This window comes from Franconibacter sp. IITDAS19, assembly GCF_023079515.1.
GTDB lineage: Bacteria > Pseudomonadota > Gammaproteobacteria > Enterobacterales > Enterobacteriaceae > Franconibacter > Franconibacter pulveris.
Map to the genome: position 1 here is coordinate 195,321 of NZ_JALJCP010000008.1, position 12,674 is coordinate 207,994.

The window sequence follows — 12,674 nt, forward strand, 5'->3', positions numbered from 1 at the left end:
CTCAGGACTCCAGCGCGATGGCCACCTCGTAGCCGTGAGATTTGAGCAGCGAGTGTTTTTTGGCCGCTTCAAGATCTTTGGCTACCATCTCAGAAACCATCTCCTGCAGCGTGATTTCCGGTTTCCAGCCCAGTTTTTCATGCGCTTTGGTCGGGTCGCCGAGCAGGGTTTCCACTTCAGCCGGACGGAAGTAGCGCGGGTCAACCTGAACGATAACGTCGCCCGGTTTTACGCCCGGCGCGTCATGGCCGGTTACAGAAACCACGATGCCTTTTTCTTCCACGCCTTTGCCTTCAAAGCGCAGTTTGATGCCAAGCTGTGCGGCGGCCATTTCGACAAACTGGCGAACGGAGTACTGCACGCCGGTGGCGATAACGAAATCTTCCGGCTGCTCTTGCTGCAGCATCATCCACTGCATTTTCACGTAGTCTTTGGCATGGCCCCAGTCACGCAGGGAGTCCATGTTGCCAAGGTGCAGGCAAGACTCGAGGCCCTGGGCGATGTTGGCGATTGCGCGGGTGATTTTGCGGGTAACGAACGTCTCGCCGCGACGCGGAGATTCGTGGTTGAACAGGATGCCGTTGCAGGCGTACATGCCGTAGGATTCGCGGTAGTTGACGGTAATCCAGTAAGCGTAAAGTTTGGCCACCGCATACGGGGAGCGCGGGTAGAACGGCGTGGTCTCTTTCTGCGGGATCTCCTGCACCAGACCATACAGCTCAGAAGTAGAGGCCTGGTAGAAGCGCGTTTTCTTCTCAAGACCCAGGAAACGGATGGCTTCCAGCAGGCGCAGGGTGCCGATGGCGTCTACATCCGCGGTGTATTCCGGCGATTCAAAAGAGACCGCTACGTGGCTCATTGCCCCCAGGTTGTACACTTCATCCGGCTGCACTTCCTGCAGGATGCGGGTCAGGTTAGACGTATCAGTCAGGTCGCCGTAATGCAGGTGGAATTTCGGGTTAGCGGCGTGCGGATCCTGATAGATATGGTCAACGCGCTCGGTGTTGAACGATGAGGCGCGACGCTTGATGCCGTGTACTTCATAGCCTTTCTCAAGCAGGAACTCAGCCAGATAAGAGCCGTCTTGTCCGGTTACGCCGGTAATGAGAGCAACTTTACTCATAATGTCTATTTCCTCTGTTTAAATCGGACCTTGCCTGCCCACCAGGCTCGTTAATCATTCAGGGTTCAGTCGCCTGTTCCCCTTACTCAGGCCCTCTCGCCTGGAGAGGGGAAAATCTTTCTTATCTGGCGGCGTGACGCCGCCGCGTTAATTCATGCCCGCCGCTTTCTTCCGCTCCTGATGGAGAGGATCCAGGGGGGTGGTTTGCGCCACCCGCTCGCGAACGATGTGCGCCGGGTTGCCGCGACAAATCACATTCGCCGGCAGCGGCTTAAATACGCTGCTTCTGGCGCCGACAACCGTGCCGTCGCCAATGGTCACGCCAGGGGCGACAAAAACATCTGTCGCCAGCCAGCATTTCTCGCCAATCACAATTGGCGTGGCGTTAATATCGAAATGGTCTGACATATAGTCGTGGCTGCCGGTGCAGAGATAACATTTCTGCGAAACCACCGAATTGGCTCCGATGGTAATATCGCCAAGGGTATATAAAACGGCGTCGTCGCCGACCCAGGCATAATCCCCAAGCGTTAATTTCCAGGGGTACGTTATTTTTACCGAAGGGCGAATAACCACCCCTTTGCCGATTCGCGCGCCAAAAAGCCGTAATAAAAAGGCGCGCCAGCGATAAAGCACTTGCGGGGACCAGGCAAATAATGTCGCCTGAACCGCCCACCACAGTTGAACCTTAATAGGGTGCCCGCCCCGGAAGCCTTTCGGCACCGAGAATCCGCTTAAATCCTGCATAGTTTTTCCTTATGCTTCAGGCGTTATGCTTTGTGATACATCGCCTTGGCTTTGCCGGTCGTACGCAGGCGCAATAAATAAGATAATTCCGCCCAGAAGCCGGGCACGCCTAATATTTTACGCTGAACATTTCTGGCGTCGCGGCATAATTCCAGATTATTCGAGGTTGACACGCCGCCCATCGAAAATTCCGAAACCAGACCTTTTAATTTTTTAAAACCGTAGCCTGCTTTATAGAGACGAGCGGTTAAAGCGTAATCGGATGAGACTTTATATTGCAGGTCATAAGGATAATTGCGCAGCCCTTCTACCGGAAAGAAGATAGCCTGATGGCTGGCTGGCAGGCTGTGATAAATATACCAGCCATGTTTCGCGCCGCGGCGCACTTTATTGCCATCGCCAAAATCGAGCAGCGCGTCGCCAATATACATAGCGCGTTCAGTGGTCGGCGTAGCGGCGAGTTGATGCGCGACCTCCGCCACTTCCGAATGAAACACGTCGCCGGAATTCAGAAAAATAGCGTAACGGCCTTTAGCCATTGCGATGCCTTTATTCATGGCATCATAAATGCCTTTATCCTTTTCGCTAACGTAGCGTAAATTATATTGGCCGTGCAGATTTTTCAGAAATTCCTCAGTACCGTCGTTAGAGCCGCCATCGACGACAATCCATTCAAATTCAATCCCTTTGGCTTTCGCCAGATGGGCCAGCGACTGCCAGGTTTTCACCACCCCTTCGTAATTGCGCCAGGCGACAGTAATTACACTCAAAAGCATCATGGCTGACCTCATCAGGAAGCTGTAATGTTTAACGCTTTACGCAGAATAAACGGACAAACTATTAAAAACGCATATTCCGGGCTAAATATCGAACCGGTGAAGAACAGCGATACCGGCGTGAACAACCAAAGCTGAACGCGAAAATTCTGATTATTACCAAACGCGTTAAGCATCATTTTCACAACCCGGTACATATACCAGCACGTTAATAAAACCGCGAACCATGAAAAATAAATGATTAGCAGATACAGCCCATTGTCTATGGTTTTACCGACGTCCGCACCGTTAAAAATTCCGAATGATGCGACATATTCATAAAGCGAACCGAAACGCACAACGCCATCGATGTTTGTCAGCGAATACCCGACCATCGCCAGCGGACCGATAATTCGGTAATAAGAGGAAGATCCTTCCGTTCCGAGGTCGCCGAGACGCGTCGCAATATAGGGAAAAGCAAACACAACGCCGACAATGAACACCGCCAGTGAAATAATTGCCAGGGGCAACTTTTTACGGATCGCATTTTTGTTGAGATACTGAAACGCCCATTCCAGCAGATAGAAGAGAATAAACGTCATTACCCCTGAAAACGACCCGGATAAAATTATCCCCAACAGAATCATACCATCCGTTTTCGGTGTTTTGATACCAAACTGTTTGATACTGAGCCAAATTGAGATTAACGCCAGAGCGAAGAAGGCAGGTTCAAAATAGAGCGCCGTAGTTCGCCGCCCGCCAAACTTGATAAAATTCAGTACATAGCTATTGCTGTAGATAAGAAATTTAGAAATATTCTCCATCAGGCTGCTGCCGCCAGTGAGAATAATCTGAGCCATTTCCATCGCCGCGAGCGCCACAATAATCCCCACCACGATGTAAAATAAACGTAATATCTTACGATAGTTTCGCGGCGAGATGGTTTTGAAGCGGATGCTCCAGGTCATGCCAATAATGATGACGATATAAACAAAAAGCATCGTCGAGGTAACATACTTGCTGGCGTCGAGCGACTTACCAAAAACGAAGTTAAACAGCGTCAGCCCGGTCCCGATCCCCAGTGCAATAAGTAATTTCTTAACGCTTATTTTTTCCACGTACAGCAGCAAAATAAGCGGCAAGAAAGTGACAACGGTAATGGGGAAGCTTTCGCCGAGCTGCAGCAGCTTAACGTTCACCACGAGGTAGATGAACGGCAGCAGCAGATAGCTACAGACTCTGATAGAACGAGACATATTCCTCCAGCATCTGTTCGCCGCTGTATGCCGCCCGGCTGCGCGCGGTAAAGTCCTCAAGAGAGGCGTTAAAGACAGCCTGAGCGATTTGCGCCTTACCCTGCTGCGCTAATCGCAGCGCGGTCTCGTCATCCACGGTTTTACCGCCCGATTTATGCAGCACTTCACGGGCCGCGTCGCTGTGGGTGGCGATAACGGGCACACCAATAGAGAGCGCTTCGCACAGAATGAGCGGGTAGTTATCCACGCGTGAGGTAAACAGCAGCGCGTCCATTTGATTCAGCTCGCTCATCAGCTGGCGCTTGTCAGTCAGAAAGCCGTGATTAATCACGTTGCCGCCTTCGAAGGGGGAAAACTTGCCGAAGGTATGCACTTCCACTTTATCCCCCAGCGCCACCAGTTCACGCATCAGGCGCTGGTTAGTTTTTCCGTCGTAGCGCAGGTCATGCGCCACCACGGCAATCTTCGGCCTGGCTGACGCCGCCTGGACCGGCGGCAGCTCCGCCAGAATCGCCTCGGTGGCAACGTCGATGCCGTTGTTGATGATGTGGCAACGCCCTGCCCCGTAGAGTTCGTTAAACGCGTCCGCCACATGCTGGCTTGGCGAAATAAAGCGGCAGCCCAGGGCCAGCATGTCACGAAAGAGCTGGCGCTTGCCTTCCACCAGGCTGTGGGCGCGGTCGATTTTTACCGGCGGATAGTTGCTGAGCGTCGGACATTTGCGACAGCCGCTCTTCCAGCCTTCGCAGCCGTCGAGAAAGGCACAGCGGCCGGTCACGCTCCAGTGGTCATGCAGCGTCCAGACAAACGTGACGTCCGCTTTATGCGCTTTCAGTCGTTTGCAGAAATCCACTACCTCTTCCAGATTCAGCCAGTAGCTGTGCAGCACATGAAAATGCAGCACCACTGGTCCTTCGGTACGGGTCAGACGACGATAAAGGCCGTTGAGATTGCCGAACAGGTCGCGGTTGAAAAGCCGAAACAGCGCGATATTGGCGACTGACGTTAAACGCGGCGTATGTTTTTCAACATGCGGGAAGCGGTCATGGCTGACGCTTTTTTTGCCGCCCTTGCCATAGCCGTAGATAAAGCGAGAACGCAGTCCCTTTTGCAGCGCGCGCTGGTGAAGATCCAGCGCCACGCCCGCCGCCCCGCCCTCGGCGAGGCGAACATTAAATTGCAGAATGTTCATTTAATTACCTTTACCCGCGCTTTTTCGCCTACCACCAGCGCGTTGTCCGGCACGCTGTCCAGCACCACGCTGCCTGCGCCAACGGTCACGTTATTGCCGATGGTGATATCGCCAATCATGACGACATTCGCCCCCAGTTCGACGTTATTGCCGATAACCGGACAGGCGAGGTTTTCGGCGCCGCGGTTGCCAATGGTTACGCCGTGACGGATAACGAAATCGTCGCCCGCCACCACGTTTTTGTTAATCACCACCGCGTAGCCGTGATGGATGGTGAAGCGGCGCCCGATGGTGGCGGCCGCCTGAATTTCATAACCAAACAGGCATTCCGTAACAAAACGGTAAAGCAGCAGTACCGGCGCCGCCCAGAGGTTGTTCAGTACGTTTTTCTTGCGCCAGACTGAACAGAAATGGGCCACGCGATAGGCGGTCACCATGCAGCAGGGGCGAAGATTCCATGAGTTGGCGCGTAGATCCTCAAGCAGCATTATTTCCCCCGCAGTCCGTCAGCCAGTCGCTTGGTATTGCGAACGGAGAGCAGCGTCAGCAGCGTGCGCCAGGTCATGCGTTTGTTGCGGATCTGGTAGAGCGTGAAGAGCTGATACTTTTTGCTCGCACGGTCGAATTTATCTTTGTGTTTACGGTAGAAGTGAAAATAGCCGGCAAACTTTTTCGCCGATTTGGTTATCTGCATCTCGCCGTGGTTTACGTGCAAGATTTGCGTCGCCTCTTCCACTTTCCACGGTTCGCCGTATTCCACCACCATGCGCAGGAAGATGTCGTAATCTTGCGCGGCGGCAAGCTCCGTATCGAACAGGCAGCTTTTAAAACGCCAGGCGTAGGTAAAAACTTGGTTGCCGACGATATTGCGCTTGAAGAAAAGCTTCAGCGACCAGGGCGATTTGGGATAGAGCGGCAGGCTGGCTGGCTGCGAATAGACCTGCCCTTCGCACAGGTAATCGTTGGCGTATAAAAACGCATGAGTGACCAGCTGGTGCTTATGCTCAAGAAACGTGGAAAGGCGATCCGGCATCCACTCGTCATCGTCATCGATACCGGTAATAAACTCCCCTTTCGCCTGCAAAATAGCCTGGTTGCGTACCGCGCAGGCGCCGGAGTTGTAATCATTGCGGGTATAACGCACGCGAGGGTCGTTCAGCCCCTCCACGAAGCTTTGCAATTGTTCATAAGAGGACGAACAGTCATCAACTATGATCATCTCCCAATGCTCATAGTCCTGGCGCAGCACCGAATTGATGGCGCGGATGGCCAGCTGTTGGCGATTCCATGTCGGCATATAAATGGAAATTAATGGGCGCGCTGTGCGGGTCATTGTTGTTTCTCCGAATGCAGATGGAAGTTATGCACGTTAGCGGCGACTACCTTTGACTTCCGGCTTCGCTCAGGGAGGAAAACCAGAAGCGTTCTCTTTGTCGTATTCCCCCTCTCCCGGGCAGGCGCTTTTCCCTCTCCCTTTGCGGGAGAGGGCGGGTTCAGGGACGATCGGGGGTTATTTGTGGTCGGACTTATACTCGTACTCGTAATAGCCGTAATCCTGGTACCCGGTCGCGCGGCGGAAAATGGAGTTCAGAATCACCCCTTTAACCTGAATGCCGTTCTGCTCGAAGCGGCTCAGGCTGGTTTCCACCTCTTTCAGGGTGTTGACCGCGTAGCGCGCCACCATCAGCGTGGTGCCCGCATGGCGGCCCACCACGGCGGCGTCGGTGACGGCGAGGATAGGCGGCGTATCGATAAGCACCATGTCATACTGGCTGCTCGCCCACTTCACCAGCTCAGCGAAACGCTCGCTCATCAGCAGTTCAGACGGGTTCGGCGGGATCTGCCCGCGCGGCACCAGGTCAAAGCCGGGGATAGAGGTTTTCTGCGCGCAGCGGGAGATATCCCCCTGCCCTGCCAGCACGTCGGAAAGACCGTTGACGTTAGTGGTGCCGAGCAGCTCGTGGGTATATCCCTTGCGCATATCGCAGTCGATGAGCAGCACGCGCTTGTTGGTCTGACTGATAACCGCCGCCAGGTTGGCGCAAACGAAGGTTTTACCGATAGAAGGGCTTACCCCGGTCAGCATCAGCACGTTGTTGCGCGCCTGCATCATGGCGAAGTGCAGGCTGGTGCGCAGGCTGCGGATCGCTTCAACCGCCAGATCGGTTGGGTTGCCCACCGCCAGCAGTTGGCTTTGCTTGTAACGCTTAACGCCTTTGACGATTTTCACGCTGTCGCGCTCTTTTTGCCATTCAGAGAGCGGGATGCTGGCGTAAACATTGATACCCGCCTCTTCCAGCGCCTGCGGGCTTTCAATGCCGCGGTTAAAGAGCGAGCGCAGCAGCACCACCACGACCGAGAGCAGCAGGCCAAGAATCAGGCTGCCCAGGATTATCAGCGCTTTTTTCGGCTTCACGATGCCCGGCTGGGTGATAGCCGGGTCGACGATGCGCACGTCGCCCACGGTGCTCGCCTGGGTAATTTTCAGCTCCTGCTGTTTGTTCAGCAGCTGCATGTAAACCTGCTGGCCCGATTCCACATCACGCGTCAGGCGAACAATCTCCTGCTGCGTTTTCGGCATCGCGGTCACGCGCTTGTTCAGCTTCGCTTTTTCATCTTCCAGCGCCTGACGTTTTTCCAGCAGCGTGCGGTACGCCGGGTGCGCCTTGGTATAGAGCTTGGAGATTTCCGCCTCTTTAAAGGTCAGCTCGTTGAGCTGGGCGTCAATGTTAACCATGGAATCCAGCACCGACTTGGCCTCAAGCGGCAGGTCGACCGAGTCTTTTTCCTGGCGGTAAGCGTTAAGCTTGTTCTCTGCATCATCCAGGCGCGCGCGCACTTCCGGCAGCTGTTTATCAAGGAAGGCCAGGCTCTTCGCCGCCTCTTCCGACTTGCGCTGCACGTTCTGCTCAAGGTAGTTGCGGGTAATGCTGTTAAGAATGTCGCGAATCTTATCGCGGTCTTCGCCGGTGAAGGTCAGACTCAGCACGCCAGTATCTTTACCGTTTTCCGTCACCGTCAGGTTGCCCTGCAGCTGATTAATCATGCCGAGCGTGGAGTATTTGGTTACGGTAAAATCGCTGCCTTCGCCAGCCTGAATGGCGCTGACCATCATCTGCACGCCATCTTTGGACAGCATCTGGCCTACGGTGCCGCGCGCGCTAAAGCCCGCATCGCTGGTAAGCTGATACTGCTGCGGCCCCAGCACTTCCAGAGTGAACGTATCCTGCGCCATGCCTTTTGGCAGGTTGAAGGTCGTCACCTTCACCGTGTCATTGGCATGCCCTGTCAGGCGATCCCAACCGGCGCCGAAGACGGGAAAGGTGTTTTTCTCAACCGCGATATCAAGGTCAAGATCGTCCACCGTTTTGCCGAGCACCAGGCGCGACTGGATCAGCTGAATTTCCGCATCGGATGCGGGCGGCTTGTTGGTCAACGCGCTATTGATATCCTGCACCAGCGAGTTGCCGGCATCCTGTTCTATCTGCACCAGCGCGTCGGCGCTGTAAATAGGCGTGGCGAATAAAACATAGATAAGCGCCAGCAGGCCGAACAGCGCGGTGATGCCAAGCACCCACCACTTCGCTTCAATCACCGTGCCGATAAGGCGCCCGATATCAATTTCGTCACTGCCCTCAGACGAGGCGGCAGAATGTCTTACTTTCTCTGTCATCGTTATCCCTGCTGCGTATTCAGTGCCTGCGCCCACTTACGGGCCGACCGATCGAGAAGTGAATAGACCGCTTCAAACGCTTCGCGGCTTTTACGGTAAGGGTCCGGAATTTCGCTCTCGCCATCCCAGTGGCCAAACAGCATGACCTTGCCGCGCATTTCCGGCGCGATGTCGCACAGCGAATGAATATGCCGCCGCTCCATCGTCAGGATCAGATCGTATTCACGGCACATCTGAGCGGTAAGCTGACGGGCGCTATGCCCGTCAAGCGACAGATCGTTAGCCTGCGCCACGCTCACCGCATTGGCATCGGCCGGCTTTCCCACCAGCGCGCCAAGGCCCGCTGAGTGGACGGTCAGTTCCGGCTGGTAGCGCTTAAGCAAGCGCTCCGCTGTGGGGGAACGGCAAATGTTCCCCACGCACACCACAAGAATTTTGTTAAACATAGGCCGTTACCAGTTGTGAACGTCGCTTGCCGTATCCGTCATATAACGAACACCACTGATGGTCGGCAGCAGTTGGTTGATAAGGCGGTTCCAGCGGGCCACCGGCGCGGTTGTGACGTAAACCACGTCGTACGGCTGCAGGCGGAACTCGGTCGCCATCACAAGCGAGGTGGCATCCGACATATCCAGCTGGTAGATGTTGGCAATCTTGCCGTTGCGCTGCCCTTCGCCTTTGAGCGGACGAATAACGAAGATGCCGCTGGCGTTGGAGGTATTGAGGTCGATGCCCTCCGCCTGGCCGAGCGCTTCGGTCAGCGTCATGCCGCTGAAGTCCATCTTGAGCGTGCTCTGTTTCTTCACTTCACCCATGACGAACACTTTGAGATCGTCATTACGCGGCACGAAGAGGATATCGCCCGGATAAAGCAGGCGGTTCTGGCTGAGATCGCCGTTTTGCATCAGCGCCTGCAGAGAAATGCGGTTTTCACGTCCGTTATGGGTAAGCACGACGTTGCGCCAGTCGGCGTCTTCGGTCAGACCGCCTGCGGCGTTGATCGCATCCAGAACGGTAAGCGGCACGTTGGTGATAGCCTGCTGCCCCGACTTCTGCACCTGGCCTGATACATAGGCTTTTTGCGAACGGAACGCGGCGATATTAACGTCCACCTGCGGGTCAGCGATGTATTGCGCTAAACGGCCGGTAATATCACTACGAATTTCCGAAAGGGTTTTACCCGCGACATGGACGCGACCGATATAGGGGTAGAACATGGAGCCGTCGGGCTGCACCCAGTTGCCGGTGTCGCTGGAGCTGCGGTACTGCCCCGCTGGCGTGGTCAGTTCAGGGTGATCCCAGACGGTGACGTTAAGCACATCGCCCGGCCCTACCCGATACTGATAATTAGAGATTTCCTGATCCAATGACATATTGGGCTGCGCGACATTGGGCCGGGGTCTTAATTGCTCAACCAGCCTTGGCGTAAGAGGATAAACATTTACCATCCGGTCAAGGTCAAAGTCTGCATCCTGTTGTTTGATCACATCTTTGCCCATTGTGGACATATTACTACCGGGAAAGACGGTGCAACCACCTAGCAAGGTTACAGACACCAATAAAGGCATCAGTTTCAGTCTGGATCTCATCATTGAATATTTATCACTTAGGCAAAGTTATTATCCAGGATGTTTTAAATAAGCAACCCTGTTTTTCACTGCCCGCAATAGTGATGCCTGCGGGCGAAGTTAATAAACAGAATCAGTCCTAAAATTGCTTATTAAACCGCATATCGTTGACAGAAAAATTATCGGCTCATCTCCGGGCGCGGGCATGCTACCGCCCTTGGCTTACAGCAACCAACCCACTGAAATAACGCAGATAATTTAGAGAGTATGAGTTAAACCAGAATAATCTTATTTATTAATACCATCAGCAAAACAGCAGTATCCGGCCCCGCAAAGCGTGCGGAAAAAGAATAGCCGGCGCGGCGTTGATGAATATCGAAAGTTAGTTTTGCAGTTCCTGCTCTTTCAGGCAAGGCATGCGGACGGGAACGATTCATTTTAAGAAAATCCCGGTAAATACCCCTCTGGTTTTAGGATTTTCTTCATCTTGACGAAATGGCATTGATAAATTAAAGCCCCAATATTTAATGAAGTGCTACATGCGGAAATTCTTAAAAAAAAGGAGCCATCAGAAAGCGCTATGAAATAATAATGAAGGGTTCATGGCATATCAGTGATTAAATAATGACAAAACAATCAGCCGTCCCGAAATAATAAGATAAATCTCAGTAGTGATTGCTTTTCAGGACGCCTTTAACCATGATCATCAAAGACATTTGTAGACAACACAGGTAAATAACCCTTTATGGAATGGATTGCCGATCCGTCAATCTGGGCCGGGCTCGTGACGCTGATTGTCCTCGAGTTGGTGCTCGGTATTGATAATCTGGTGTTTATCGCCATCCTCGCCGAGAAACTTCCCCCCGCTCAGCGCGACCGCGCCCGTATCACCGGCCTGCTGCTTGCAATGGGGATGCGGCTGCTGCTGCTCGCCTCTATCTCCTGGCTGGTGACGCTCACAACGCCGCTTTTTACGCTTTACAGCCACGCGTTTAGCGCCCGCGACCTGATAATGCTCGTCGGCGGGCTTTTCTTACTGTTTAAGGCGACGGTAGAGCTCAACGAAAGGCTGGAGGGGAAAGACGCGCAGGGAACCACGCAGCGGCGCGGCGCGAAATTCTGGGCGGTGGTTACGCAAATCGTCATTCTCGACGCTATCTTCTCGCTGGATTCGGTGATTACCGCCGTCGGCATGGTGGATAAGCTTGCGGTGATGATGGCGGCGGTCGTTATCGCCATCTCGCTGATGATGCTCGCCAGCAAGGCGCTTACCCGCTTTGTAAACAGCCACCCGACGATAGTTATCCTCTGCCTGAGCTTTTTGCTGATGATAGGCTTTAGCCTGATTGCCGAAGGCTTTGGCTACCACATTCCGAAAGGCTACCTCTATGCCGCTATCGGCTTCTCGATAATTATCGAGGCGCTGAACCAGCTTGCTATCTTTAACCGCCGCCGCTTTCTTTCCGCCACCAGCCAGAACCTGCGCCAGCGTACGGCGGAAGCGGTGCTTCGTCTGTTGAGCGGCAATAAAGAGGAAGCGGATCTGGACCCGCACACCTCATCCCTGATCGCCGATTATGACAACACCCCGGTGTTCGACCCGCAGGAGCGGCGGATGATTGCGCGCGTGCTGCACCTCAACCAGCGGCGCGTCGGCAGCATTATGACGCCGCGTCACGATATTGAGCATATCGACCTCAGCGCGCCCGAAGAGCAGGTGCGCGCCTTGCTGGATAAAAACCAGCATACCCGCGTGGTCGTGACCGGCGGCGAGGAAGACCTGCTGGGGGTGGTGCATATTATTGACCTGCTGCAACAGGCGCTACACGGACAACGGCTCGACCTGCGCGCGTTGATTCGCCAGCCGCTGGTCTTTCCGGAGTACTTGCCGCTGTTGCAGGCGCTGGAGCAGTTTCGCAATGCGCGTACTCACTTCGCTTTTGTGGTGGACGAATTTGGCTCGGTGCAGGGGGTTGTCACGCTGAGCGACGTTATGGAAACCATCGCCGGCAACCTGCCAAATGAAGTCGATACCCTGGACGATCGGCACGACATCCAGAAAAACCCGGACGGCAGCTGGACGGCGAACGGCCACATGCCGCTGGAGGATCTTATCCAGTACGTGCCGCTGCCGCTGGAGGAGAAGCGCGATTACCACACGCTTGCCGGGTTGATAATGGAATACCTGCAGCGCGTTCCGCAGGAAGGCGAAGAGGTGCAGGTGGGCGACTACCGGCTGAAAACCGTGCAGGTAGAAAACCACCGGGTGCAGAAGGTGCATATCACGCCGCTGGCGCAGCCGGAGCATAATTACGACATGTAGAAAAGAAAAACCGGGAGACAGGCTCCCGGTTTTTTTA

General features: G+C 54.3%; 12 protein-coding genes. 1 reads left to right on the top strand and 11 read right to left on the bottom strand.

Annotation, left to right across the window (positions count from 1 at the left end; translation table 11 throughout):
- Position 1: 1 nt before the first annotated feature.
- From gmd to MT962_RS18180, 11 genes are all read right to left on the bottom strand, one after another.
- Positions 2-1,123 (bottom strand): GDP-mannose 4,6-dehydratase, encoded by a 1,122-nt coding sequence (gene gmd / locus MT962_RS18130; protein WP_024555776.1) that lies wholly within the window; start codon positions 1,121-1,123, stop codon positions 2-4.
- 147 nt (positions 1,124-1,270) lie between these two features.
- Positions 1,271-1,870 (bottom strand): colanic acid biosynthesis acetyltransferase WcaF, encoded by a 600-nt coding sequence (wcaF, locus tag MT962_RS18135; protein WP_024561256.1) that lies wholly within the window; start codon positions 1,868-1,870, stop codon positions 1,271-1,273.
- Between the two features lie 23 nt (positions 1,871-1,893).
- A complete protein-coding gene (gene wcaE / locus MT962_RS18140; protein WP_024555774.1) occupies positions 1,894-2,646 on the bottom strand; it encodes a colanic acid biosynthesis glycosyltransferase WcaE in 753 nt (250 codons plus the stop codon).
- A gap of 14 nt (positions 2,647-2,660) precedes the next feature.
- Complete coding sequence (gene wcaD, locus MT962_RS18145; protein WP_024555773.1) at positions 2,661-3,881, bottom strand: colanic acid polymerase WcaD; 1,221 nt, start codon at positions 3,879-3,881, stop codon at positions 2,661-2,663.
- Positions 3,856-5,073, bottom strand: a complete 1,218-nt coding sequence (wcaC, locus tag MT962_RS18150) for a colanic acid biosynthesis glycosyltransferase WcaC (protein WP_247366171.1) — start codon at positions 5,071-5,073, stop codon at positions 3,856-3,858. The genes wcaD and wcaC overlap by 26 nt, the downstream gene beginning before the upstream one ends.
- Entirely contained in the window at positions 5,070-5,558 is a 489-nt protein-coding gene (wcaB, locus tag MT962_RS18155) for a colanic acid biosynthesis acetyltransferase WcaB (RefSeq protein WP_024555771.1), read from the bottom strand. The genes wcaC and wcaB overlap by 4 nt, the downstream gene beginning before the upstream one ends.
- A 2-nt stretch (positions 5,559-5,560) precedes the next feature.
- Positions 5,561-6,406, bottom strand: coding sequence for a colanic acid biosynthesis glycosyltransferase WcaA (wcaA, locus tag MT962_RS18160; RefSeq protein ID WP_024555770.1), 846 nt, complete (start codon positions 6,404-6,406; stop codon positions 5,561-5,563).
- Between the two features lie 177 nt (positions 6,407-6,583).
- A complete protein-coding gene (gene wzc, locus MT962_RS18165) occupies positions 6,584-8,746 on the bottom strand; it encodes a tyrosine-protein kinase Wzc (RefSeq protein WP_247366172.1) in 2,163 nt (720 codons plus the stop codon).
- A 2-nt stretch (positions 8,747-8,748) separates the two neighbouring features.
- Positions 8,749-9,192 carry a low molecular weight protein-tyrosine-phosphatase Wzb gene (wzb, locus tag MT962_RS18170; protein ID WP_024561259.1) on the bottom strand — a complete coding sequence of 148 codons (444 nt, stop codon included), beginning with the start codon at positions 9,190-9,192 and terminating at the stop codon, positions 8,749-8,751.
- A gap of 6 nt (positions 9,193-9,198) precedes the next feature.
- On the bottom strand, positions 9,199-10,338 hold the full coding sequence (locus MT962_RS18175) for a polysaccharide export protein (protein ID WP_034881860.1): 1,140 nt from the start codon (positions 10,336-10,338) through the stop codon (positions 9,199-9,201).
- A gap of 248 nt (positions 10,339-10,586) precedes the next feature.
- A complete protein-coding gene (locus MT962_RS18180; protein ID WP_154663415.1) occupies positions 10,587-10,751 on the bottom strand; it encodes a hypothetical protein in 165 nt (54 codons plus the stop codon).
- A 308-nt stretch (positions 10,752-11,059) separates the two neighbouring features.
- Between MT962_RS18180 and MT962_RS18185 the strand changes: the two genes are divergently transcribed.
- Positions 11,060-12,637 (top strand): TerC family protein, encoded by a 1,578-nt coding sequence (locus MT962_RS18185; RefSeq protein ID WP_247366173.1) that lies wholly within the window; start codon positions 11,060-11,062, stop codon positions 12,635-12,637.
- The last annotated feature ends 37 nt before the right edge of the window (positions 12,638-12,674 follow it).